Raw genomic sequence first — 23,011 nt, forward strand, 5'->3', positions numbered from 1 at the left:
CGGCCTTTCTCTTTCCGTCACGCCGCTTCCGGCAGCGGCCCGACATAGACGGAGCGCGGGCGGATGAGGCGGCCTTCCAAAGCCTGTTCGCGGGCATGCGCAATCCAGCCGACGGTGCGGCCAATGGCGAAGACGCCGGTGAAGGCTTCGCGCGGAAAGCCGAGGCTTTCCAGCAGCAGCGCGGTATAGAATTCCACGTTCACATCCAGCGGCCGGTCGGGCTTGCGTTCCTTGAGAATGGCGAGCGCTGCCTGCTCCACGGCTTCGGCCAGCGCGATCCTGGCGGCATCGACCTGGCCGGCAGTGACGAGCGGCTTCAGCGCGTTTTTCAGGGCGTCGGCACGCGGATCGCGCACGCGGTAGATACGATGGCCGAAACCCATCAGCCGTTCGCCGCGATCGAGCGCGGACCGCAGCCAGGGACCGGCATTGGCCCCGCTACCGATACCGTCGAGCATGTCGAGCACCGGTCCCGGGGCGCCGCCGTGCAGCGGCCCCTTGAGGGCGCTGATCGCCGCCAGAACCGAGGATGTAAGGCCGGCGCGGGTGGAGGCGATGACGCGCGAGGCGAAGGTCGAGGCGTTGAGGCCATGATCCGATATGGTCACGAGATAGGTGTCGAGGGCTGCGGCCTGCTCGGCGCTCGCTACCGCGCCCGAGAGCATGCGCAGGATATCGGCCGACTGCGGCAGGCCGGCATCGGGCCTGACCGGCTTTTGGCCGCGCTGCAGGCGCAGCACCGCGGGCAGGAAGACGGCAGGGGCTGCGAGCAGGCGAAGTGCGGTATCGATATCCTCGCCATCGGGCAGGCGGGCGAGGAGCGCGCGCACGGCATCGACCGGCGGCAGCGCCAGCAGGCGCGAATCGGCAGCCTCCACCTGGACGAAGACCTCCGTTCGCGCTTCGCCGAGCCGGCGGCGCAATTCGCCCGCGTCGAGATGCGGCTCGATCAGGCCGTCCAGCAGCAGGGCGGCGACATCCTCATAGGTGCTGCGCCCGGCCAGATGATCCAGCGATACGCCGCGGATGATCAGCCGGCCGGCTTCGCCGTCGACATCCGAGAGCTGGGTTTCAGCGGCAATGACATCTTCCAAACCGTTTTTCATGGGTCTTTCTCCTTTACCGGATCAAAGATCTGTCCTAGTTTGATTGACGTCAATCTTGATGCAATCGATCAACATGAGGCAGCCATGACCTGGTTGACGGCAGAGGAAGCACTGGCCGAACTCGGCACCAAGCCGCAGACGCTCTATGCCAATGTCAGCCGCGGCCGCATCCGCGCCAAGGCCGACCCGGCCGATCCGCGCCGCAGCCTCTACCAGGAAAGCGACGTCAAACGGCTTGCCGAGCGCCATGCCGGCCGGCGCAAGAGCGAGACGGTCGCCGCCGAAGCGATCCGCTGGGGCGATCCGGTGCTGGCCTCGTCGATCTCGACCATCGTGGCCGGACGATTGCTCTATCGGGGGCAGGACGCAGCGGCGCTCTCCGCTCATGCGACGCTGGAAGAGACGGCGCGCCTGCTGTGGGACGCGCAGAATTTTTCCTGCCCACCGAACGCTTCGCCAGAGCCGGCTTCGCCTTCCATCCAGGCAGCGCTTCTGGCGCTGGCCGGGCGGGCGGGCACCGACCTGCCGTCGCTCGGGCGTGCGCGCTCAGCCCTGCAGGCGGAGGCATGCAATGTGCTTTCAGCCGTTGCGGACGTGTTGGCACCAGGGTCTGCGGACCATCCCCTGCACCATCGCCTGGCCATGTGCTGGGGCAGGCCCGATGCCGCCGATTGCCTGCGGATCGCGCTTGTCATGCTCGCCGATCACGAACTCAACGCTTCCGCCTTCGCGGTGCGGGTCACGGTTTCGACGGGTGCGTCGCTGTCTGCCGCCGTTCTATCGGGCCTTGCGACGCTGACCGGGCCGTTGCATGGCTCGGCCTGGCGCAGCGTCGATGCCCTTGCCGAGGCCGCCGCAACCATTGGCGCCGAACAGGCGATCCGCCGCCTGCTGCTGCGGGGAAGCAGGCCGGCCGCTTTCGGGCACCAGCTTTATCCTGACGGCGACGTAAGGGCCAAGGTGCTGCTCTCGACCTTCGACGTGCCGGCCGTCTTCCTCGACGTGCAGCGGGCCGGAGAAGAGATGGTGGGCGAGAAGGTCAATGTCGATTTCGCGCTTGCGGCCATGACCGCGGCCTTCGGTCTGCCCGAGGAGGCGCCGATCATCATCTTCGCTCTGGCACGCACGGCGGGCTGGCTCGCCCATGCGATGGAGCAGATCGAGAGCGGTCATCTGATCCGCCCGCGCGCCCGTTATGTCGGTCCGTCACCGGCCGGCCCCGAACGCTGAAGCTCTCCGGGTGGCTTGCGCAACTTCCAGTTTTTGCATAGGGATCGTGATTGCAAAACCGCTGCACACTTTTGCGCGACATGCTTTAGTATGGGCCATCCGGCGCATTCAGAAATGCACCTGACGGTCACGAGGGGCGGATCATGAAAGCCATGCCAGCATTCTCCCGCAGCCTGTTTTCGGCTGTGCTGATCATCGGCCTGCTGCCTGAAGGCGCAGCCAATGCCCAGTCTGCCGGATGTGCGATCTCGCGAGCGACGAACGGCAACCAGGTTTTCCGTTGCTCGGGCGGCGTCAGCATCACCGCCGAACGCGGGGCATCCTTCAGGCTGACCGACCGCAATCGCGACGGCAGCCCGGATTCATTGTCCCTGCGCAGCAAGGCCGTGCTCGTCGATGTCGACAGCGCCCAGCATCGCGGTGGCTTCCAGGTGGTGACGCCACAGGCGATCGCCGCCGTGCGGGGCACGCAATGGGCCGTCGACGTCAAAAGCGGCACGACCTCCGTACTCGTCACCCGCGGGCGCGTCGGCGTGCGTCGTCCGGCTGGCGCCGCAGTGGTGCTGGGTCCAGGCGAGGGCGTCGATGTCGAGCAGGGGACGGACCCGCTGACGGTGCGCACCTGGCCCGGCGAACGCGCCGCCGCACTTCTTGCACGCCTCGGCCAGTAAGACACCATGAACCATCGCTTCCAGACCGTGACCGCATTGCTGCTCGCCGGTCTGTGGGGCGCGATGCTCGGCTATTTTCATCTTCGGCCGGGCTTCGACCCGCTGGAGCGAATGGAAGCGACGCTGGCCGACCTGCGCAGCACGATCGCCGGGGTTCGCACGCCGCCCGACATCGTTTCCATCATCGCGATCGATGACCGCACGGCGGCGGCGCACGGCTACCCGCTGAGCCGCGCCACGCTCGCCAACCTCGTGACATCCATCGGCACGCTGCAGCCGAAGGCGCTGGCGCTGGACATTCTGCTTGTCGATCCCGGGCCGGAGGAGGGGGATGCCGCGCTCGCCGCAGCCTTGAAGGCGACACCGAGCATCATTGCCGGCGCGGCAACCTTTCCGCAAAGTCTCCAACCGGTGACGGCGAACGCGGAAGATCCGCTGGCGGCGGTTCCGGAGGCGCAGCAGCTTCTGTTGCCGCAGCCGCGCTTTGAGGACGCGGCAGCCCTCGGCATCGTCAATGTCGCAACGGACCAGAGCGGCGTGCCGCGCTTCATTCCGCTGTTTTCGCGCGCACCCGGCCGGCTGGATGCGGCCTTTCCCCTGCGGACGGCCTCGATTGCGCTTGGCGCCGAACCTTTGATCGAGACGGACGACATCCGCCTCGGCGCTCACCGCATTCCGACCGATACCGGCCAGCGCCTGCCGCTCACCTTCTACGGACCGGCAGGCAGCATCCGCACGTTCAGCGCCGCCGATGCGCTCGACGGCAAGCTGCCGGCAGATGCTGTTACCGGCAAGGTGGTTGTGATCGGTGCGACGGTCACGGGCGGCGGCGACGTCTTCCCGACGCCGTTCGATCCCATTCTGCCGGGTGTCGAGGTCATGTCGACGGCGATTACCCACCTGATCGCCGGCGACGGCATGGTGCGCGACCACAAGGTGCGGCAGGCGGATGCCGGCATCGCCGTTATCCTGCCCATGCTGCTGGTGGCGCTGATCGCGTGGCGGAGAAGCGCGCTCGGTTTCGTCATCATCGGCCTGACGGTCATTGTCTGGGCGATGCTCAACCTCGCGGCCTTTGCGAACGGCTATTGGCTGAGCGCGGCCCTGCCGATTGCGGCGGGCCTGCCGCCGGCGCTGATTTTCGGCGCTGCCGAACTCTGGCGCGACCGCAGCCGCGCGCGGCACTTCGCCGACCAGTCGGCGCGGCTGCAGCGCATCGAGGCGCCGGGTCTCGGCGAATGGCTGGCGCGCGATCCGGCCTTCCTTGCCGAACCTGTGCGGCAGAACGCCTCCGTGGTCTTCATCGACCTCTCGGGCTTCACCGGCCTCAGCGAGGCCGTCGGGCCGGCTGCCGTGCGGGAGATCCTCAGCAGCTTCTTCGAACTGATCGACGAGGAGACGCGCCAGCACGGCGGGGCGATCACGAGCTTCATGGGCGACGGCGCCATGATGCTGTTCGGGCTGCCGGCACCGGCAGCCGACGATGCGGCCCGGGCTGCGGCCTGCGCCGTACGGCTGGCCGAGCGCACCCGCCTCTTCCTTGCCGGTCATCCGGAGCTTCGCCGCAGGAAGATCGGCTTCAAGCTCGGCGCCCATTGCGGCACGATCGTCGCCTCGCGTCTCGGCAGCGGCGACCGGCAGCAGATCACCGCGACGGGCGATACCGTGAATGTCGCACAGCGCCTCATGGAAGTCGCCGCCAGCCGGGGTGCCGAGCTTGCGCTCAGCGCCAGCCTGCTCGATGCCGCCGGTCCCGACGCCATTCCATTGCGGACGGGCCGGCTGACCGGGCCGTTCGAGACGAAACTTCGCGGCCGCTCCGGCGGCATCGCCATCTACACATGGCGTGGCGAGACACTTTGACAATCGCAGCCGGAGCGAGTAGGAACGGCCCAACTCTTCGGCCGGACGAGTCCGGCTACGGCGCTTGACGCGCCTGACAGCTCCGAAAGATCGAACAAATGACTGAATATAACGGCGTCGTTCCGGCGATCGCCAAGGCGTTGCAGAAGCGCGGCTATACCGAGCTCACTCCTGTCCAGAAGGCGATGCTCGACCCGGCGCTTGCCGCCTCCGACGCTCTCGTTTCCGCACAGACCGGCTCGGGCAAGACCGTCGCCTTCGGGCTGGCGCTTGCGCCGACCCTGCTCGATGGCGTCGAGCGCTTTGCGCCGGCAGCCGCCCCGCTTGCCCTGGTGATCGCACCGACGCGCGAACTGGCGCTGCAGGTCAAGCGCGAGCTGGAATGGCTCTATGAAATGGCCGGCGCCGTCATCGTCAGCTGCGTCGGCGGCATGGATATCCGCAGCGAGCGCCGGGCGCTGGAACGTGGCGCCCATATCGTCGTCGGCACGCCGGGACGCCTGTGCGACCATATCCGCCGCAATGCGCTCGACATGGCCGATCTCAAGGCTGTCGTGCTCGACGAGGCGGACGAGATGCTTGATCTCGGTTTCCGCGAAGACCTGGAATTCATCCTGGAATCGGCACCCGACGAGCGCCGCACGCTGATGTTCTCCGCGACGGTGCCCGCAGCTATCGCCAAGCTCGCCAAAAGCTATCAGCGCGACGCGGTGCGCATTTCCACGCAGGCGGAAGAAAAGCAGCATGTCGATATCGAATATCGCGCGCTCGTCGTCTCGCCGAGCGACCGCGAAAACGCGATCATCAACGTGCTGCGCTACTACGAAGCGCGCAATGCGATCGTCTTCTGTTCGACGCGCGCGGCCGTCAACCACCTGACGGCGCGGTTCCACAACCGCAACTTCAATGTCGTGGCCCTGTCGGGCGAGCTGACGCAGAACGAGCGCAGCCATGCGCTGCAGGCCATGCGCGACGGGCGTGCGCGCGTCTGCATCGCGACCGACGTGGCGGCGCGCGGTATCGACCTGCCGGGCCTCGATCTCGTCGTCCATGCCGACCTGCCGACCAACCCGGAAACGCTGCTGCACCGCAGCGGCCGCACGGGCCGCGCAGGCCGCAAGGGCGTCAGCGCGCTCATCGTGCCGCTCAACGTGCGGCGCAAGGCCGAACGCCTACTCGACAATGCCGGCATCGCCGCCAGCTGGGCACGGCCGCCTTCCGCCGAGGAGGTGATGGCGCGGGACGACGAGCGGCTGCTTGCCGATCCGATCTTTGCCGACAGGCCGCAGGACGAAGAACAGGATCTGGTGCAGAAACTCATCGCCAGCCACGGCGCCGAGACGCTGGCCGCCGCCTTCGTGCGCCTCTACCGCGCCAACCAGTCGGCGCCGGAAGACCTGATCGAGGTTTCCGTCCAGGACGACCGCGCCCGCAAGCGCCGCGACAATGGCGAGGCACGCGAATTCGCACCGGCGCAGAAGGGACCGCGCGACGATTTCGGCCCGAGCGTCTGGTTCTCGGTTTCCGTCGGCCGCAAACAGAATGCCGAACCGCGCTGGCTGATCCCGATGCTGTGCCGCAACGGCAATCTCACCAAGCGCGAGATCGGCGCGATCAAGATGCAGCCGGACGAAACCTTCGTGGAAATCGCGGCCGACAGCGCCGACGGTTTTCTCGGTGCGCTCGGCCCCAACAAGACGATGGAGCGCGGCATCCGCGTGGTCAGGCTGAACGGCACGCCGGATTTCAGCAAGCCTGCCTACGCGAAGAAATCCTTCGAAGAGCGCGGCGACGATCGCTTCCGGGGCGACAAGCCGAAGGGCAAGTTCAACAAGGACAGGCCGGCCGGCGCGGAGCGCCAGGACGACAGGCCCTGGACCAAGAAGCCCGGCAAGCCGAAATTCGAGGGCGGCAAATTCGAGGGCGGCAAGGGCAAGTTCGATGGCCCCAGGTTTGATGGCGGCAAGGGCAAGTTCGCCAAGAAGAAAGACCGCTGAGGCGGTCGCCGGCCGCACCGGTAAGGCGATGCGACCGGCTGAAGCGCGTCACGATCCTTCAGATTCGCGTGCCGCGCTTTAGCTCTTTGTTTTCACGTGTCGCGGCCGCAGAACCGCAGCGCAGATCTCAGCTGCGCTCGCCTCGACCGGCGGCTGCGAGGATGAGATTGGCGACGGCGCGCGGCTGGGAAATCAGCGAAACGTGGCTGGCGTCGAGTTCCACCGTCGTTGCGTTCATGCGTTTTGCCATGAAGCGTTCGAGATCGGGATTGATGGTGCGGTCGTTCTTCGAAACGGCATACCATGACGGCTTTGAGCGCCAGGCGGCAACGGTCGTCCTGGCATTGAACAGCGTGTCGGAAATGCGGCCCTGCACGGCATAGAGCGCCTTGGCGCGGGCGACCGGCAGATCGCCGGCAAAATCCCTGACGAAAGCCTCCTCATTCAACTGGGCGTAACCGCCATTGTGGACGAGACCGGCGCTGGCCGGCGGCGTCGGGTACTGCTTGGCGAGTGCCGTATAATCCTCGCCGGCATCGGGCGCACGCGCGGCGATATAGACGAGCGCCGTGACTTTCGGATCGATACCGGCTTCGGTGACGATCATGCCGGAATAGGAATGGCCGGCAAGCACGGTCGGCCCGTCCATGAGGGCGAGGATGCGCCTTGTGGCTTCGACATCGTCGGCAAAGGAGGTGAGGGGGTTCTGTACCGCCATGACATCGAGCCCGGCCGCCTGCAGGCGGGGGATGACATCCAGCCAGCAGGATGCGTCGGCATAGGCGCCATGGACGAGAACCACGTTCTTTGCCCTGGTTACGCCGGCGGCCCGGCCGGCGGCCGGAAACATGCTGAGCGCGGCCCCTGCAACGAGAGCGGCCGAGAATGAACGTCTGGTGATCGGTTGCATCATGGAGTCCTCCTGCTTCGGGAAATGGGAACGATGCCCTTCGGCGTCGCGGGCGAAAGTTACGCCGGCAGGCGGGCTTCCATAACTATACAAAGGTCCAGCGAGGTATTATGCGTCACGCATGGCCGGATCGGTCTGCAGCAACGAGAAGCAACCGACGGCAGATGAGACCGGCTCCCGCAGATGACCATCCCGACCTGACGGCCTTCATCCGGGCGAACCTGCCGCTTGCGGAAATACCGTCGATACCAGGTATCCGGCTGCACACAGCCACACCGAAGAGCGGCCTCTATCGCCTTGCAATGGCTGACGGCTCCGATCTGATGCCGCCTTACTGGGCCTATCCCTGGGCAGGTGGCACGGTGCTCGCACGCTACCTTCTGGACCAGCCGCAGGAGGTCGCCGGCAAACGTGTCGTCGATCTCGGAACAGGCTCCGGCCTTGTCGCCATCATGGCGATGAAATGCGCAGCAGCGCATGTGCTCGCCGTCGATATCGATGCGAAAGCGATCGCTGCAGCACGGCTGAATGCCGCAGCCAATGGGGTCTCCATCGACGTCCGGCTCGGCGACATTGTCGACGGCGCGCCGCCCGCAGCCGACGTGATTCTGGCCGGTGACGTGTTCTACGACGAGGCGCTGGCGGAGCGGGTCCTGCCTTTTCTCCGGCGCTGCCGCACGGCCGGTCTCGATGTGCTCATCGGCGATCCGGGCAGGGCGCCTCTGCCGACCGGCTCCCTGCTGCCGATCGCAGACTATGCCGTTCCCGATTTCGGCGGCGCCAGGGGCAGCCCGACCGCCACCAGCGCGGTGTTCCGATTGAGGTGAAACGCCGCAGATGGCCTCGGTCGGGCCATCCGCCTTCGGTCTTGCCTCAAAATAGATGATATGTCATCTATTGCTATCCCATCGATATTCCCATGACCGACGATACGATCACAACCTCATTCGGGAGCCTCGTCTCCCAGACCGCGCGCTACTGGCGCCGGGTCGCAAACCAGCGCCTGCAGCCTTTCGGGCTGACGGAGGCGACATGGCTGCCGCTGCTGCGCATCGCCCGATCGCCGACCCCGATGCACCAGAAGGAGCTGGCGGCCTCGCTCTCGCTCGACAATTCCTCGGTCGTGCGGCTGCTCGACAATCTGGAAAAGGCGGGGCTGGTCGAGCGGCGGGAAGGCGAGGACAGGCGCGCGAAAGAAATCCTGCTGACGCAGGAGGGCAGCAGGACCGTGGAGGCGGTCGAACGCGTGGCGCAGGGCATCCGCGAGGAAGCGCTTGCCCTTCTCCCGCGCGAAGACATCGAAACCACATGGCGCGTGCTCAGCCACATCAGCGACGTGCTTGCCCGACAGCTCGAGGAGCCAGAACAGTGAATTCGCATCCCGGCCCGATGATTGAAGCCCGGCCGCCTGGCGCAAAGCTTCACATACCGATCTGGCTGCTCGGGCTCATCACCTTCAGCGGCACGCTCGCCATGCATATTTTCGTGCCGGCCCTGCCTGCGGCGGCAGCCGATCTCGGCGCTTCGATCGGCGAGATGCAGCTGACCGTCAGCCTCTATATCTTCGGCCTTGCGGTGGGCCAGCTCGTCTACGGCCCGCTATCGGACCGCTACGGCCGCCGGCCGGTGCTGATGAGCGGGCTCGTGCTCTATACGATGGCAGGCGTTGCGGCGCTGGTCTCGCCCGGCGTGCAAGCGCTGATCGCGGCAAGGCTCTTTCAGGCTTTCGGCGGCTGCGCCGGCCTGGTCATTGCGCGGGCCATCGTGCGCGACACGTCAAGCCCCGACGAAACGGCCAAGCGGCTTGCGATCATGAACCTCATGGTCACGGTCGGGCCGGGCCTTGCACCGATCGCCGGCGGGGCGCTTGCGGCCACGCTCGGATGGCGTTCGATCTTCGTGGCGCTCTGCATGCTCGGCATCGTCAACCTGCTGCTGACATGGCGCAAGGTGCCGGAGACCGGCACGCGCAACGCCGAGGCTTCGGTGACGTCGCTCAGCCGCGATTATCTCGGCCTGCTCGCCTCGCGCTCCTTTGTCGGTTACGCCATCGGCGGCGGCTGTGCGACGACGTCCATGTATGCGTTTACGGCATCCGCGCCCTTCATCGTCATCAACGAACTCGGCCGCCCCGCAACCGAAGTCGGTCTCTGTCTGGCGCTGCTGATCTTCGGCTACTGGATCGGAAGCATGATCGCCACGCGGCTGATCGGCCGGTTTGCGATGAAGCGGCTGATGGTGATTTCCAATCTCGTCAGCATCGGCGCCGCGCTGGTCTTTTTCGGCTTGGCGGCAACGGACCATTTGACGCTGCTGCCGATGATGAGCTCGATCATGGTCTATACGATCGGCGCCGGCGTTGCCTCGCCAAACGCACTGACGCTGGCCGTCAGCGTCAATCCGAAGGTCACGGGTTCGGCTTCCGGTCTTTACGGATCGACGCAGATGGCAGTTGGAGCCGTCTGCAGCGCGCTCTCGGGCATCGGCGGCGATCCGGGCCTTGCGGCAGCGACCGTCATTCTCGGCGCGAGCGTGCTCGCGCAGATCTGCTTCTGGATTGCCGTCACGTCAGGAAAGGTCAGGCGAGCAGATCTGGCCGCAGAAGCATGACCGGGCAGGCGGCCCCCGCCGGCAGTTCCGGCGCATGCGGCGGACGGACGATGAGGCAGTCCGAATAGGCGAACGTTTTCATCATCGACGAATCCTGCTTGTCGAAGGGTTCGGCCAGCCAGCCGCCGGTTGTCGATTTCGAAAGCCTGGCGCGCACGTAATCCTGCCTGTGGTCGTTGGCGCGCAATGCGACGCCGGCTTCCGCCATGACCTCGCGCCGGACCGGCGGCAGCGAGGCAAGCTTGCGGATCAGCGGCTCAAGGAAGAGCAGCGAGCAGACGAGGCTGGAGACCGGATTGCCGGGCAGGCCGAGCACATGTGTCTTGCCGAAGCTGCCGACCATCAGCGGTTTGCCGGGGCGCATGGCGATGCGCCAGAAATCGAGCTGCATGCCTGCCTCGATCAGCGTCGCCTGCACCAGATCATGGTCGCCGACCGAGGCGCCGCCCAGCGTGACGATCACATCGACGCTCGCGCTGCGCGCCCTGTCGATTGCCGCCGATATCTGCGCCTTGTCATCGGCCACGATGCCGAGATCGAGCACATCGGCGCCGGCCCTGCGGGCAAGGGCCGCAACGCCGAACGTATTGGAGGCGATGATCTGCGACGGGCCGGGCGTGCTTCCCGGCGCCAGCAGTTCGTCGCCTGTCGCGAGGATGGCAATCCGCGGGCGGGCCAGCACCTCGACCTCGGGCCGGTTCATGCCGGCAGCCACCGTCAGCCGCGAGAAATCGAGCACGGTACCGGCCGGCAGCACGACTTCGCCCTCGGTGAAATCCTGGCCGCGCGGGCGCACATGCTGGCTCTGCCGCACCGGGAAATTCGTCCTGATGCCGCCTTCGATCTTTTCCGCGTCTTCCTGCAGCAGGACGCTGTCGGCGCCTGACGGAACGGGCGCGCCGGTGAAGATACGCACAGCCTCGCCCTGGCCGACGCTTCCGGCAAAACCGTGGCCGGCAGACGAGGTGCCGATGATCTTGAGCACGGCGCCCGGCTCCGGCGCGTCTTCACGGCGCAGGGCATAGCCGTCCATGGCCGATGCGTTGAAGGGCGGCTGCGTGAGGCCGGCCGTCAGATCGGCGGCCAGGACGCGGCCTTCGGCGGCTGCCAGCGGCAGCCTTTCCGACATGGTAACGGGCCTTGCGCTGGAGAGCAGCCGGCTCAGAGCCTCGGCGACCGGTAGAAGGTTCATCTTGCCTCCGGATGGCGGAAATCGCCCGACTTGCCGCCGGATTTTTCGAGCAGGCGGACGCCGCCGATCTCCATTGCCTTGTCGGCGGCCTTGGCCATGTCGTAGATCGTCAGGCACGCGACGGAGACGGCGGTCAGCGCTTCCATTTCCACACCGGTCTTGCCGGTGAGCTTGGCGGTCGCGGTGACGCGCAGGCCGGGCAGGGCGGCGTCTTCCCCGATCTCCACCGTGACCTTCGTCAGCATCAGCGGATGGCAGAGCGGAATGAGATCGGCGGTGCGCTTGGCGGCCATGATGCCGGCAAGGCGGGCGGTGCCGATGACATCGCCCTTTTTCGCATTGCCTTCACGGATCAGTGCCAGCGTTTCCGGCGCCATCTTCACATGGCCCTCGGCGGTGGCGATGCGCACGGTCTCGGCCTTGTCGGAGACATCGACCATATGCGCCTCGCCGGCGGCATCGATATGGGTAAGGCCGGGCTTTTCGCCGCTCATGTCATTCGGCCGCAATGGCGGCTTCGCCAAAGAGCAGCGCGCGGGTGGCGGCCGCCACGTCGTCCTTGCGCATCAGGCTTTCGCCGACGAGGAAGGTGTTGATGCCGGCGGCCTGCAGGCGCTTGCAATCCCCGTTGGTGAAGATGCCGCTTTCGCCGACCAGCAGCCTGTCTGCCGGAACCATGGCCGCCAGCGTCTCGCTGACCGTCAGGCTGACCTCGAAAGTGCGCAGGTTGCGGTTGTTGATGCCGACGAGCGGCGAGGAAAGCTTGAGTGCCCGCTCCATTTCCGGCGCGTCGTGAACTTCGACCAGCACGTCCATGCCGAGCGAGAAAGCTTCGTCCTGCAGACGTTCGGCATCGTCGTCGCTCAGCGAGGCCATGATGAGCAGGATGCAGTCGGCGCCCCAGGCACGGGCCTCGTGGACCTGATAGGTCTCGAACATGAAATCCTTGCGCAGAGCGGGCAGGGCGCAGGCGGCACGCGCTGCCGTCAGGAATTCCGGCGCCCCCTGGAAGCTCGGCGTATCGGTCAGCACCGAAAGGCAGGCCGCGCCACCGGCCTCGTATGCCCTGGCGAGAACAGGCGGATCGAAATCCGGGCGGATCAGGCCCTTGGAGGGGCTTGCCTTCTTGATCTCGGCGATGAGGCCGATCTCGCCGGCGTCGCGCTTGGCGACGAGCGCCTTGCGGAAGCCGCGCGGCGCCGACTGGCCGGCCTGCATGGCCTTCAGATCCGCAAGCGGGGTCCTTGCCTTGGCGGCAGCGATTTCCTCACGCTTGTAGGCTTCGATCTTCTTCAGGATATCGGTCATGAGACGATCCTAGTCGATATCGTTGGAAACGGCGACGAGTTTGTCGAGTGCGGCGGCTGTCGCGCCGCTGTCCAGCGATTGCGTTGCGAGCTTCATGCCGTCACGGATCGTCTCGGCCTTGCCGGCAATGACGAGCGAGGCGGCGGCATTTGCGAGCGCGATATCGCGGTAAGCGTTCCTGGCGCCGGCAAGCACTTCGCGGAGCGCGGCCGCGTTGACGGCGCCGTCGCCGCCCTTGATGTCGGCGAGCACGCAGGGGGCGACGCCGAAATCGGCCGGGGACAGTTCGAAAGTGCGGATCTGGCCGTTCTCGAGCGCTGCGACGCTGGTCTTGCCGGTCGTGGTGATCTCGTCGAGACCGTCGCCATGCACGACCCACACGCTTTCGGAGCCGAGATCGCGCATGACCTCGGCAAGTGGCACGACCCATTGGGGGGCGAAGACGCCGAGAAGCTGGCGCTTGACGCCGGCCGGATTGGAGAGCGGGCCAAGCAGGTTGAAGATCGTGCGCGTGCCGAGCTCGACACGCGTCGCGCCGACATGGCGCATGGCCGAATGATGCTGCTGCGCGAACATGAAGCCGACGCCGGCCTCGGCAATGCAGCGCGAGATCATGTCCGGGGTGACTTCGAGGTTGACGCCAAGTGCGGCAAGGCTGTCGGCGGCGCCGGATTTCGAACTCAGCGCCCGGTTGCCGTGCTTGGCGACCGGAACACCCGTGCCGGCGACGATCAGCGCCGCCAGCGTCGAGATGTTGTAGGTGCCGCTGGCATCGCCGCCGGTGCCGACGATATCGATCGCGTCGGCGGGCGCCACAACCCGCAGCATCTTGGAGCGCATCGTGGTAACGGCGCCGACGATCTCGTCGACCGTCTCGCCGCGGACGCGCAGGGCCATCAGGAAGCCGCCGATCTGCGAAGGCGTTGCCTGGCCGGACATCAGGATATCGAAGGCCTGGCGGGCCTCGTCACGGGTCAGGGGCTCGCGGCTTGCTGCCTTGGCCAGAAGCGGCTTCAGATCGGTCATGCGTCGCTTCCCCCTAGCGGACGGTCGCCTGTTCGGCGAGGTTCTGGTTCACCGTTACGCCATACTGGCTCTGCAACAGGTTGACCATCTGATCCAGAATGTCATCACCGGCCTGATTTGCAATGGTGGCGATCTGCTGGTCGCGGTTGTTCAAGGCATCGGTCGTCGGCTCGGCGTTGACCTCTGTCACCTTGAGCAGGATCTGCGTGCTCGGATCGGCGCCGACAGCCGCCGCGACGGTGTCGAGGGGGCCGGAGAAGGCGGCGTTGATACCGGTGCGACCGAGAACGGGATCGTCGGTCGAGCGGGTAAAGCCGCTCTTGGTTTCGACGGCGATGCCAAGCGGCGCGGCGATATCGGCAAGCGAGGTGCCCTTCTGCGCCTCGGCCTTCAGCTCGTCCGCCTTCTTGGCAAGCTCGGCCTTCTGCTGCTCGGCCGTCCAGTCCTGAACCGCCTTGTCACGCACTTCGGCAAGCGGACGTTCACGCTCCGGCATGACGTCGCGCACGTCGAACCAGACATAACCGTCATTGCCGACGGCGATGGCCGTGGCATCGGCGCCGACATCGGTTTTGAAGGCCTCCGGCAGAAGCTGCTGCTGGGCCGGGATATCCTTGACCGGGTTGCCGTCCTTGTCGGCGCCCGTCATGTCGACGGCGTCGATGACGACGGCCTTCAGCTTGAGCTGGCTGGCGATTTCTTCAAGGGAGGTGCCGCCGGCGCGCATGTCCTCGATCCGGTCATGCACGTTGATGACTTCCTGCGAGGCATTGGCGAGCGAAAGCTGCTTGCGGAGCTCTTCCTTCACCTCGTCGAAGCTCTTGGTCGTTTCCGGCTTGATGTTGGTCACGCGCAGGATGACCGGGCCGAAGGTACCGTCGACGACAGCCGTGGTGCCCCCGTCCGTCTTCACGGCGAAGGCGGCGTCGGCCACGGCCTGGTCCGGAACCTTGTCCTTGGTGAATTCGCCGAGCAGCACGTCGCCTGCGGTCTTGCCCTGGTCGGTGACGAGCTGGTCGAAGCTCGTGCCCGTCTTCAGCGCGGTTTCAGCCGCATTGGCGAGATCCTTGCTGGCGAAGGTGAGCTGTTCCAGCGTGCGGCTTTCCGGCGTCGTATAGGCCGCCTTGGCCTTGTCGAAAGCTTCCTTGATCTGGTCGTCGGTGACGGTCGCCGGATCGGCAATATCGTCGGGCTGAAGCTTGAGATAGGCGATCTTGCGGTATTCCGGCGCGCGATAGCGCTGCTTGGCGTCTTCGAACCACTTGGAGAGCACATCGTCGGCCGGCGCCTTGATCGGCTCGATATTGGCGTTGGTCAGCAGCAGGTAATCGACGCTGCGGCTCTCGTTGCCGTAGAGTTTCAGGGCGTTGACGAGCGTCGCCGGCGCCTGGAAGCCGTTGGCGACGGCTTCGATGATCTGGCTGCGCACGGCCTGCTTGCTGCGATCCTTGATATAGTCGTCTTCCCGGATGCCGGCATTGCGCAGGCGCGAGGTGAAGAGCGAGCGGTCGAACTGGCCGTTGAGGGCCTTGAAGGCCGGATCGTCACCGATCAGCTGGGCAAGGCGGTCTTCCGAAAGACCGAGCCCCATATCGTCGGCAAGCTGGTCCAGCGAGGCGCCGGCCAGAAGCTGGGCGAGCACCTGCCGTTCAACGCCCCAGGCACGGGCCTGTTCCGGCGTCAGGCGCGTGCCGAACTGCTGGCCGATCTGAGCAACCTGGCGCTGGTAGGCGAGGCGGAATTCATTGACGTCCACATGCTGGTCGCCGACGGTGACGACCGTCGTGCTGCTGCCGCCGCTTATCAGCTCGCGCGACACGCCCCAGATGCCGAAGGAGGCGACGAGCAGGAGCAGGAGCAGCTTGGCAACCCAGGTCTGAGCGGCTCTTCTCAGAAGATGGAACATGGAAACGCAAACCTCGCATTATCATTGGCCCGGAAGGGCAGACATTCGTCGTTCCATAAAACAAAGCTGCGCGGAAATGAAGGCTTGTCGCACGAAAAGCTTGCAGGGTCCGCACACGCCTTCGCGAGGCCTGCGCGGGAGACAAAAGATGCCGGATTGCGGAACCTTTCCAGCCTTCATGTCGTTGAAGCGGCATTCCATCAAACAGGAGCAGACCATGGCCGAACTGAAAACCGCTTCCGCCGAATCCACCGCTGCGCGCGTCAAGGCGGAAGTTGCCGCCGAAGATCTGTCCGCGCAGGTTGCTGCGCTGCGCGAGGACCTGGCCCGCCTTTCGGAGAGCGTGATCGCGCTCGGGCAGGGCGCCAGGACCGCAGTGGCCGACGAAGCCTCCGTCATGACCGAGCGCGTGCGCGACAAAGTGCGTGAAGAGCCATTGACGGCGATCGCCATTACGGCGGGTGTCGCCTATCTCTTCGGCCTTCTCAGCCGCCGGTAGACGAAAAAAGCCGGACGCGTGGCGCCCGGCCTTTCAGTCTTTGCCGACAATCTTTTCCGTGTCAGGTCAGCGGCGGACGAGGCGTCCGAGCGCGATCAGGATACATGCCCCGACAAAACCCGTGATCAGGTATCCGAGCCAGCCGGTCAACGGCTGGATATTGAGGATAGCGAGAATCCAGTTGGCGACGATCGCGCCTATGATGCCAAGTATTATGTTCATGAACACGCCCATATTGCTGTGCATGAACTTCTCCGCCAGCCATCCGGCGAAACCGCCGATAATGATGGCTGCAATCCAACCTACACCTTCGTTTTCCATGGCAAGCTCCCTCCTGGGAAAAACGAGGGATTAAACGCGCGCAACCGAAAAAAGTTCCGCCAGGGCAGCGACTTAGCGATGTCGGGGGAGAGGCAGGATGACGGGTGCGGCAAAGGCGCGAGCGGCGATCCGCAATATCAGGCGACAAACCCTTTCGCGGCGGCACGGAAAGAGTGTCTTTCGATGAAAATGCGCGGGCGCAAGAAAGACCAATAAAAGTACAGGCAACGGTAAAAACAATCCGAGATTTCGCGCCTCCCTTTACGCAGGATTAACCTAACCTGACGTCAATTCATGGCTAACAAAGTCTCAAGAAGATCGATTCATCGACCTTGCTGTTTCTCGTATTTCAGGCCGCATATGTCTTCTATCAACACCAATTACTCCAGCATTGCGGCGTTACAAACCCTCCGGTCCGTGACGGCGGATCTCTACTCGACGCAGAACAGAGTTTCGAGCGGCCTGCGCATCGCGAAGGCGTCCGACAATGCGGCCTATTGGTCTGTCGCAACCACGATGCGCATGGACAATAGAAGCCTTTCGGCAGTGTCCGAGGCGCTGGGTCTCGGCGAGGCGCTGGTCGATACGAGTTCGTCGGCTCTCGCCTCGATCGTCGACATTATCGGCGACATGAAAGCCAAACTGATTGCGGCAACCGAAAAGAGCGCTGACAGGACGAAGATCCAGGAGGAGCTCGATGCGCTGAGCGGCAGGCTTGTGGCCACGGCCGGGTCAGCCTCCTTCTCCGGCGAGAACTGGCTGAACACCGATATTTCCGGCCTCGATGCGATGAGCAGATATGACAAGAGCATCGTTTCCGCCCTCCTTCGCGGGGCCGACGGCAGCGTCGGCGTCGGGACGACCGATGTCGACCTGACGCAGCTGACGCTTTTCAACTCGACCGGGGGAGGGCTGCTGCAGGCCGACGAGAAATCGCTTGGCCTTATCGGCGGATTGAGAAATGCCGACTTTGTCGGAAACGGCCAGAGGGGCTTCAGCCTCTTCTGGTTCTTCGGCCCGAATTTCCTGCCCGACCCAAGCACCGCCGCCTTCACGGCGACGGACAGCATGACCTTCGATCTCACGGTCGACGGTGCGGAGACACGCAGGGTCACGATCGACAAGAACACGATCGACTCCACGCTGGGCACGAGCAACGGCATGATCAACACCGCCGACGATCTTGCCGCGGTCATCCGCGCGGCCATGTCCAACATGAGCTGGTCGCCGGGCAGCGTCGTTGCCTCCGCGGGGGAACTCATCTTCACCAGCGGCGAAATTCCGGGCGCCAGCCAATCGAGCATGGTCGTTTCGAACGTGAATTCGACGGTTGCCGGCGGCTATAATTTCGGGCTCGGCGCTCCGCCGGCCCAACGGCAGGACGGTACGGTCGCGAGCTATCCGTTCACATTTGCCGGTCCCTTCTTCGTTCATCGCGACGTCAAGTTTTCCTTCAGCGTGCAGACCAACAACGGGCCTGTGAAAAACGTGACCATCGACAGAAACCTCGTCGATAGCGTCCTCGGCACCAGTGACGGGAAGATCAATACCGCCGGCGACTATGCGCGCGTGCTGAGCGCCGTGCTTGCCGGAAGCGGCGTGCAGGTTGCCGCGGCAGGCGCCGACATCGTCCTTCAGGCGGATCCGGCGCTCTATCCCGACAAGGGGGCAACCCGATCGGCTATTCATCTATTCGCCGTCAGCGACAATATCGGCTTTGCCCCCAATTTCGACATTACCGGCATCGATATCACAAACCCCGCCAACGACCTGCAGAACTACATCGGCGGCATCGACATGATGGATCAGAAGGTCATCCGGGCCGCGAGCTATCTGGGCGATATCGGCAAGCGCCTCAACATGCAGGACGATTTCGTCGATACCCTGCAGGATTCCGTCGCAAGCGGCATCGGGCGGCTTGTCGATGCCGACATGGAAGAGGAATCCTCGCGGCTGACGGCCCTGCAGACCCAGCAGCAGCTCGCCCAGCAATCGCTGTGGATCGCCAATGGCGCGCCGCAGAACGTGCTCACGCTGTTCCAGTAGGACGGCCCGGCCTCATCCGAGCCGAAGTCACACATCCCGTTCAATCGTCGCCAATCCGGCAGGTCTGGAAGAACGCGCTGTCTTATGCGGCAAGCTGCGCCACCTTCTGCGCTATGGCGAGCGAGGCGGTGAGGCCAGGGCTTTCTATTCCGTAGAGCGCCAGATAGGCGGGATGACCCGTCTGTTGCGGCCCCTGGATCACGAAATCACCGCCGCCGCCGGCGTCCGGCCCGGCGATTTTCGGACGGATGCCTGCATAGGCAGGCTGCAGCGCGCCGTCCGCCAGATTGGGCCAGTAGCGGCGGATTGCGGAATAGAATTTGTCGGCGCGGATCGGATCGACGTCATAATCGATCGCCTCCACCCATTCCACGTCGGGACCGAAACGCGCCTGGCCCGCAAGATCGAGTGTCAGGTGCACGCCGAGGCCGCCGGGTTCGGGAACCGGGTAGATCAGCTGCGTCGCGGGCGCGCGGCCCGTCAGCGCGAAATAGCATCCCTTGGCATAGTGACGGGGCGGGATCGTGCCCGCATTCAGGCCCAGCAGGCTCCCGGACAGCGCCCATGCGTTCAGACCGGCGGCATTTACCACAAGCCGCGCTTCGATTATGGCCGGATCGCGGCCGCCGACGGAGAGGCGAATCCTGTCCGCAACCAATTCGCCTTCGACAACGGGAGAATTGCAGACGACGGCTCCGCCATTGGCCTCGATATCGGCCGTGTAAGCCTGCATCAGGCCGTGACTGTCGATGAGACCCGTCGAAGGAGAGACGAGCGCTGCAAAGCCTCGGATCTGGGGCTCCCTGCGGGTCAGTTCCGCCGCATCGATGAGATAGCAGTCTTCCACGCCATTTGCGCGAGCCTGCCGGGAAAGCTTTTCGAGGTAGCCAAGCTCGGCCTCGCTTGCGGCAACGACAAGCTTGCCGCAATTCCTGTGCGGGACGTTTCGCAGCCGGCAATAGTCGTAGAGCCTGTGCTTTCCGGCCACGCACAGCTCTGCCTTCAAACTGCCGGTGGCATAGTAGAGCCCGGCATGGATGACCTCGCTGTTGCGGGCCGACGTGACGCTGCCGGTCGTCGGCTCCGCTTCGAGAAGAACCACCTCGCGGCCGCCCATGGCAAGTTCGCGCGCCACCGCAAGCCCCACGACCCCACCGCCCACGACGACGCAGTCGAGGTCCAGTACCTCCGCCATGCAAGTCCCCTCTCGTCGTCCGGCTGCGGGGAGGGGCCTCTCCGGTCGAATTTCAGCCCGCCCCGACAACGCAATCCGGCTCTCGGTATCGTCGGCCGAGCCTAGCTCAAATCCGAGCGGTAACGAAACAGGATTCGGCGAGAACAGCCTGAACTGATTCCATCGGATTAGCCGATGCAGATCCGGTCCGCCAACGGTGAGAACACGCATTTTTTCAGGAGTTTATGGCGGAAGAGGTGGGATTCGAACCCACGGTACGGTTTCCCGCACGCCGGTTTTCAAGACCGGTTCCTTAAACCACTCGGACACTCTTCCATCGATTGATCTGGCTGGTCATTGCCGGAAGGAGTCCGTTCTTGACGAAGACTGCCTGCCTCGACCAACAAATCGCGGTTCGGCAGGCTTTATAGCGGTTCGCCCTCCAGCGTCAACGTGCTCCGACGTGTCGAACGGCAATTGAGCGGATAAACTGCCCCGATCGCCCGGCGTTGCGGCTGGCGCCGGCCTCGGCTGCCGCTTGAGATCTTCAGCCCTGGAAGAGGTTGAGGATGTTGCGCGGTGCGCTGTTGGCGATCGACAGCGACTGCACGGCGAGCTGCTGCCGGGTCTGGGCGGCGCTGAGGCGGGAGGATTCCTCTTCCATATTGGCGTCGACCAGCCGGCCGATGCCGCTGTCTATGGATTCGCTCAGATCCCTGGCGAAGGATGCCTGCATGTCGATGCGCTTGCTGAGCGAACCGAGCGTCGCGCCGACGGCAATCATCTGTTTCGTCATGCTTTCCACGGTCTTCAGCATATCCTCCAGCTCCGCCGTCGTCGTGGAATTGTCGAGGGTGATCTCGACGGAGGAGGCCGGTACGGTCGCTCCCTTCAGCAGGATATAGTTCTTGGCCGCACCGGCCTGGAATGCGAAGGCCCCGCTGGAGAGAATTCCGTATTCGCCGGAACCGCCGTTATCGACGAAATACTGGACGTTCGTATCCGTGAGCGGCGGCGGCGTATTGATGGGATAGGTCATCATCGCCAGCTGCACGCCGCCATTGCCGTCGCGCACGAAAGAGCTGACGATCTGCTTGTCCTTGGAGTCGTCGCCCGTATCCCAGACCAGCCAGCTTTCGCCGTTGAAGGATGCGGATTCGATCGTCGATCTCAGCTGCTGCTTGAGCTGGGTGAGTTCCTCGTCGATCTTGGTCTTGTCGACGCCCTTTTCATGGGCCGCGACGATCTTCGACTTGATCTCGGACATGACGTTGATGGAGGAGGAAACCGCGGTATAGGCGGTATCGACTACCGCGCTGCTCATGCCGAGCGCATCCTGAACGGCTGATATCGCCTTGTTGTCGGAGCGCATCGTCGTTGCGACGGACCAGTAGGCGGCGTTGTCCGCTGCCTTCTCGACACGCAAACCGGTCGAGACATGCCGCTCGGTCGTCTGCAGGCTTGCGTTGACGGACCTGAGGCTCTGCAGAGCGGCGATTGCGGATGTATTCGTATTGATCGATGTCATGCGGCGCCTTGATCGGAAACTGAGGCTTCTCATCCTCTGGAATCGACGCGTCATGCATCTTGACAGAACGCAATCATTTCCGCGGCATCCTTAACGGGACGTTACCTGCCTTACGCAACTATTTATAAAGACAGGAGGAAATGCCCCGTTGCGGGACAGTATGGCGGCGGCGCGCCGAACAGGCTGTCGCTAAAGAAAGCGTCGGGGTCGCGCAGTAAAACCGCCGCCATCTCGTTCCCGCACAGGTTAAAATCAACCAAACATTAACCATAAGCGTTAGAATTCGACCTATCGCCGCGAAATCGTTCGCAAATTCGCCACGATATCCACAAGATTAAAGTCTCGTTAGGCAGGCAGGGCATAAGGCAACTCCAACTCATTTAAAAACGAGTTCCTTAACCATATTAGTCTTTGACGGCGTGGGGCATATGAAACTGAATTACGGGGCGGCGTCTTTCGCAACGGCGGCACGGTGGCTGGCGGTATCGGCCATGTGCGCAACTGTGGCGGCCTGCGGCACGACACAGGCGGTTCCCAAGAAGAAATCCCACGGCAAGGAATATTTCTCCGAAAGCGAATATGGCGTCAAAGCCAGCCCGCGCGTTGCCACCGGCAACAATATCCCCAAGGGCGGCGGCCGCTACATGGTGGGCGATCCCTATGTGGTGAAGGGCAAGATGTATTACCCCAAGGAAGACTATTCCTATAACAAGGTGGGTATCGCTTCCTGGTATGGCTCTGCCTTTCACGGCCGCCTGACGGCGAATGGCGAAGTCTACGACCAGATGCACCTTTCAGCCGCGCATCCGACCTTTCCGCTGCCGAGCTATGCGCGCGTGACCAATATCGAAAACGGCTCGTCCATCATCGTGCGCGTCAACGATCGCGGGCCTTATCACGAAGGCCGCATCATCGACCTGTCCAACAAGACTGCCTCGATGCTCGACCTCCAGCACAGCGGCACCGGCAAGGTGCGCGTGCAATATGTCGGCAAGGCGCCGCTCGACGGCCACGACATGCCCTATCTGATGGCCTCCTATATTCCGAAGGGCAGCCGCATTCCGGGCATTTATCCGGGCGAGGGCCAGATTGCGACCGGCGTCATGGTCGCCTCCAACAGCAAGAAGATCACCGGCGACCAGCTCCAGAGCCTCGGCGACTATGCCGATCCGTCGCCCGCCAACGTGCCGGTGCCATTCTCCTCGACCGCCTATGCGGGCAATACGCCGAGCGCGAAGTATAATGCGGCTCCGGCTCTCGCGCCCGTGCCGATGCAGGCGCCGGCCGGCGGTCATTTCCTGACCCCGCCGCCGGCCTACAATGCCGCGCCGGCCATGGAACAGATGGTCGTTCTGCCTGACATCGGCCCCGTTCCCTACGAGCGGCCGAACGGCTGGTCGAAGGGCGCCTCGCTTGCCATGAACTATCAGGAAGAGGCGGTCACGGTGAAGGTTCCGCTCGCCTTCGACGCCGTGATGGTGCGCAATGACGGGCTGACGCAGGAATCCATCCTGGCCGCTTTCAAACGTCAGAACGGCGGCAGTGCGAAGGCGCGATAAATCGCACAATAAAGTGTAATTGCATCGGCTTCCGGCTCGCTTTACCCTCCTGAATCAATCCGCAC

The 23,011-nt window shown here is 64.4% G+C and carries 20 protein-coding genes and 1 tRNA gene; 10 read left to right on the forward strand and 11 right to left on the reverse strand.

Annotated features, from left to right (window positions below; genetic code table 11):
• Positions 1-17: 17 nt before the first annotated feature.
• Positions 18-1,106 carry a citrate synthase/methylcitrate synthase gene (locus ACFPWW_RS01130; RefSeq protein ID WP_377309958.1) on the reverse strand — a complete coding sequence of 363 codons (1,089 nt, stop codon included), beginning with the start codon at positions 1,104-1,106 and terminating at the stop codon, positions 18-20.
• 84 nt (positions 1,107-1,190) lie between these two features.
• Here ACFPWW_RS01130 and ACFPWW_RS01135 point away from each other — a divergent pair, with 84 nt between their 5' ends.
• The 4 genes from ACFPWW_RS01135 (at position 1,191) to ACFPWW_RS01150 (ending at position 6,867) form a co-directional block, all read left to right on the forward strand.
• Positions 1,191-2,336, forward strand: coding sequence for a citrate/2-methylcitrate synthase (locus tag ACFPWW_RS01135; RefSeq protein ID WP_377309959.1), 1,146 nt, complete (start codon positions 1,191-1,193; stop codon positions 2,334-2,336).
• Between the two features lie 152 nt (positions 2,337-2,488).
• Entirely contained in the window at positions 2,489-3,007 is a 519-nt protein-coding gene (locus ACFPWW_RS01140) for a FecR domain-containing protein (RefSeq protein ID WP_377310406.1), read from the forward strand.
• Between the two features lie 6 nt (positions 3,008-3,013).
• On the forward strand, positions 3,014-4,870 hold the full coding sequence (locus tag ACFPWW_RS01145; protein ID WP_112757997.1) for a CHASE2 domain-containing protein: 1,857 nt from the start codon (positions 3,014-3,016) through the stop codon (positions 4,868-4,870).
• A gap of 98 nt (positions 4,871-4,968) precedes the next feature.
• On the forward strand, positions 4,969-6,867 hold the full coding sequence (locus ACFPWW_RS01150) for a DEAD/DEAH box helicase (RefSeq protein ID WP_112757761.1): 1,899 nt from the start codon (positions 4,969-4,971) through the stop codon (positions 6,865-6,867).
• Between the two features lie 127 nt (positions 6,868-6,994).
• On the opposite strand, the gene ACFPWW_RS01155 is transcribed toward ACFPWW_RS01150, so the two are convergent.
• Positions 6,995-7,777, reverse strand: coding sequence for an alpha/beta fold hydrolase (locus tag ACFPWW_RS01155; RefSeq protein ID WP_377310407.1), 783 nt, complete (start codon positions 7,775-7,777; stop codon positions 6,995-6,997).
• A gap of 164 nt (positions 7,778-7,941) precedes the next feature.
• Here ACFPWW_RS01155 and ACFPWW_RS01160 point away from each other — a divergent pair, with 164 nt between their 5' ends.
• The 3 genes from ACFPWW_RS01160 to ACFPWW_RS01170 all read left to right on the forward strand — a co-directional run bounded on the left by ACFPWW_RS01160 (position 7,942) and on the right by ACFPWW_RS01170 (position 10,387).
• A complete protein-coding gene (locus ACFPWW_RS01160; protein WP_377309961.1) occupies positions 7,942-8,604 on the forward strand; it encodes a class I SAM-dependent methyltransferase in 663 nt (220 codons plus the stop codon).
• Positions 8,605-8,696: 92 nt separating this feature from the next.
• Entirely contained in the window at positions 8,697-9,149 is a 453-nt protein-coding gene (locus tag ACFPWW_RS01165) for a MarR family winged helix-turn-helix transcriptional regulator (protein ID WP_377309963.1), read from the forward strand.
• The gene (locus ACFPWW_RS01170) at positions 9,146-10,387 is read left to right on the forward strand and encodes a multidrug effflux MFS transporter (protein WP_377309964.1); all 1,242 of its coding nucleotides are present in this window, start codon (positions 9,146-9,148) and stop codon (positions 10,385-10,387) included. The genes ACFPWW_RS01165 and ACFPWW_RS01170 overlap by 4 nt, the downstream gene beginning before the upstream one ends.
• Here the strand turns inward: ACFPWW_RS01170 and glp are convergent.
• From glp to ACFPWW_RS01195, 5 genes are read right to left on the reverse strand one after another with little or no spacing between them, the layout of a single operon-like run.
• Positions 10,356-11,579: a gephyrin-like molybdotransferase Glp gene (gene glp / locus ACFPWW_RS01175; RefSeq protein WP_377309965.1), complete on the reverse strand. Its 1,224-nt coding sequence runs from the start codon at positions 11,577-11,579 to the stop codon at positions 10,356-10,358. The genes ACFPWW_RS01170 and glp overlap by 32 nt on opposite strands.
• Complete coding sequence (gene moaC / locus ACFPWW_RS01180; protein WP_112567825.1) at positions 11,576-12,073, reverse strand: cyclic pyranopterin monophosphate synthase MoaC; 498 nt, start codon at positions 12,071-12,073, stop codon at positions 11,576-11,578. Before moaC ends, glp begins: the two co-directional genes overlap by 4 nt.
• 1 nt (position 12,074) lies before the next feature.
• Positions 12,075-12,887, reverse strand: coding sequence for an indole-3-glycerol phosphate synthase TrpC (trpC, locus tag ACFPWW_RS01185; protein WP_112758005.1), 813 nt, complete (start codon positions 12,885-12,887; stop codon positions 12,075-12,077).
• Between the two features lie 9 nt (positions 12,888-12,896).
• Positions 12,897-13,913 carry an anthranilate phosphoribosyltransferase gene (gene trpD, locus ACFPWW_RS01190; protein ID WP_377309967.1) on the reverse strand — a complete coding sequence of 339 codons (1,017 nt, stop codon included), beginning with the start codon at positions 13,911-13,913 and terminating at the stop codon, positions 12,897-12,899.
• A 13-nt stretch (positions 13,914-13,926) separates the two neighbouring features.
• A complete protein-coding gene (locus ACFPWW_RS01195; protein ID WP_377309969.1) occupies positions 13,927-15,819 on the reverse strand; it encodes a SurA N-terminal domain-containing protein in 1,893 nt (630 codons plus the stop codon).
• Between the two features lie 217 nt (positions 15,820-16,036).
• On the opposite strand from ACFPWW_RS01195, the gene ACFPWW_RS01200 reads away from it, so the two are divergent.
• Positions 16,037-16,318 carry a hypothetical protein gene (locus tag ACFPWW_RS01200; protein ID WP_112568271.1) on the forward strand — a complete coding sequence of 94 codons (282 nt, stop codon included), beginning with the start codon at positions 16,037-16,039 and terminating at the stop codon, positions 16,316-16,318.
• Positions 16,319-16,384: 66 nt separating this feature from the next.
• Here the strand turns inward: ACFPWW_RS01200 and ACFPWW_RS01205 are convergent, their stop codons facing one another.
• Positions 16,385-16,639 carry a GlsB/YeaQ/YmgE family stress response membrane protein gene (locus ACFPWW_RS01205; protein WP_112567833.1) on the reverse strand — a complete coding sequence of 85 codons (255 nt, stop codon included), beginning with the start codon at positions 16,637-16,639 and terminating at the stop codon, positions 16,385-16,387.
• 360 nt (positions 16,640-16,999) lie between these two features.
• Between ACFPWW_RS01205 and ACFPWW_RS01210 the strand changes: the two genes are divergently transcribed.
• Positions 17,000-18,685, forward strand: coding sequence for a flagellin (locus ACFPWW_RS01210; RefSeq protein WP_377309972.1), 1,686 nt, complete (start codon positions 17,000-17,002; stop codon positions 18,683-18,685).
• Between the two features lie 82 nt (positions 18,686-18,767).
• Here the strand turns inward: ACFPWW_RS01210 and ACFPWW_RS01215 are convergent, their stop codons facing one another.
• From ACFPWW_RS01215 to ACFPWW_RS01225, 3 genes are all read right to left on the reverse strand, one after another.
• Positions 18,768-19,880 carry an NAD(P)/FAD-dependent oxidoreductase gene (locus ACFPWW_RS01215; RefSeq protein WP_377309974.1) on the reverse strand — a complete coding sequence of 371 codons (1,113 nt, stop codon included), beginning with the start codon at positions 19,878-19,880 and terminating at the stop codon, positions 18,768-18,770.
• A gap of 225 nt (positions 19,881-20,105) precedes the next feature.
• A tRNA-Ser gene (locus tag ACFPWW_RS01220) sits at positions 20,106-20,195 on the reverse strand.
• Positions 20,196-20,406: 211 nt separating this feature from the next.
• A complete protein-coding gene (locus ACFPWW_RS01225) occupies positions 20,407-21,387 on the reverse strand; it encodes a flagellin (protein WP_112706196.1) in 981 nt (326 codons plus the stop codon).
• Positions 21,388-21,815: 428 nt separating this feature from the next.
• On the opposite strand from ACFPWW_RS01225, the gene ACFPWW_RS01230 reads away from it, so the two are divergent.
• A complete protein-coding gene (locus ACFPWW_RS01230) occupies positions 21,816-22,946 on the forward strand; it encodes a septal ring lytic transglycosylase RlpA family protein (RefSeq protein WP_377309976.1) in 1,131 nt (376 codons plus the stop codon).
• Positions 22,947-23,011: the final 65 nt, after the last annotated feature.

The sequence above is a fragment of the Rhizobium sp. GCM10022189 genome (assembly GCF_042656325.1).
Classification (GTDB): domain Bacteria; phylum Pseudomonadota; class Alphaproteobacteria; order Rhizobiales; family Rhizobiaceae; genus Rhizobium.

Coding starts and splice junctions, on each gene's coding strand:
- ACFPWW_RS01135 (WP_377309959.1), top strand. CDS start 1,191: ATGACCTGGTTGACGGCAGAGGAAGCACTGGCCGAACTCGGCACCAAG.
- trpD (WP_377309967.1), bottom strand. CDS start 13,913: ATGACCGATCTGAAGCCGCTTCTGGCCAAGGCAGCAAGCCGCGAGCCC.
- ACFPWW_RS01210 (WP_377309972.1), top strand. CDS start 17,000: ATGTCTTCTATCAACACCAATTACTCCAGCATTGCGGCGTTACAAACC.
- ACFPWW_RS01145 (WP_112757997.1), top strand. CDS start 3,014: ATGAACCATCGCTTCCAGACCGTGACCGCATTGCTGCTCGCCGGTCTG.
- glp (WP_377309965.1), bottom strand. CDS start 11,579: ATGAACCTTCTACCGGTCGCCGAGGCTCTGAGCCGGCTGCTCTCCAGC.
- ACFPWW_RS01225 (WP_112706196.1), bottom strand. CDS start 21,387: ATGACATCGATCAATACGAATACATCCGCAATCGCCGCTCTGCAGAGC.
- trpC (WP_112758005.1), bottom strand. CDS start 12,887: ATGACCGATATCCTGAAGAAGATCGAAGCCTACAAGCGTGAGGAAATC.
- ACFPWW_RS01150 (WP_112757761.1), top strand. CDS start 4,969: ATGACTGAATATAACGGCGTCGTTCCGGCGATCGCCAAGGCGTTGCAG.
- ACFPWW_RS01215 (WP_377309974.1), bottom strand. CDS start 19,880: ATGGCGGAGGTACTGGACCTCGACTGCGTCGTCGTGGGCGGTGGGGTC.
- ACFPWW_RS01200 (WP_112568271.1), top strand. CDS start 16,037: ATGGCCGAACTGAAAACCGCTTCCGCCGAATCCACCGCTGCGCGCGTC.
- ACFPWW_RS01205 (WP_112567833.1), bottom strand. CDS start 16,639: ATGGAAAACGAAGGTGTAGGTTGGATTGCAGCCATCATTATCGGCGGT.
- ACFPWW_RS01130 (WP_377309958.1), bottom strand. CDS start 1,106: ATGAAAAACGGTTTGGAAGATGTCATTGCCGCTGAAACCCAGCTCTCG.
- ACFPWW_RS01230 (WP_377309976.1), top strand. CDS start 21,816: ATGAAACTGAATTACGGGGCGGCGTCTTTCGCAACGGCGGCACGGTGG.
- ACFPWW_RS01140 (WP_377310406.1), top strand. CDS start 2,489: ATGCCAGCATTCTCCCGCAGCCTGTTTTCGGCTGTGCTGATCATCGGC.
- ACFPWW_RS01160 (WP_377309961.1), top strand. CDS start 7,942: ATGAGACCGGCTCCCGCAGATGACCATCCCGACCTGACGGCCTTCATC.
- ACFPWW_RS01165 (WP_377309963.1), top strand. CDS start 8,697: ATGACCGACGATACGATCACAACCTCATTCGGGAGCCTCGTCTCCCAG.
- ACFPWW_RS01195 (WP_377309969.1), bottom strand. CDS start 15,819: ATGTTCCATCTTCTGAGAAGAGCCGCTCAGACCTGGGTTGCCAAGCTG.
- ACFPWW_RS01155 (WP_377310407.1), bottom strand. CDS start 7,777: ATGCAACCGATCACCAGACGTTCATTCTCGGCCGCTCTCGTTGCAGGG.
- moaC (WP_112567825.1), bottom strand. CDS start 12,073: ATGAGCGGCGAAAAGCCCGGCCTTACCCATATCGATGCCGCCGGCGAG.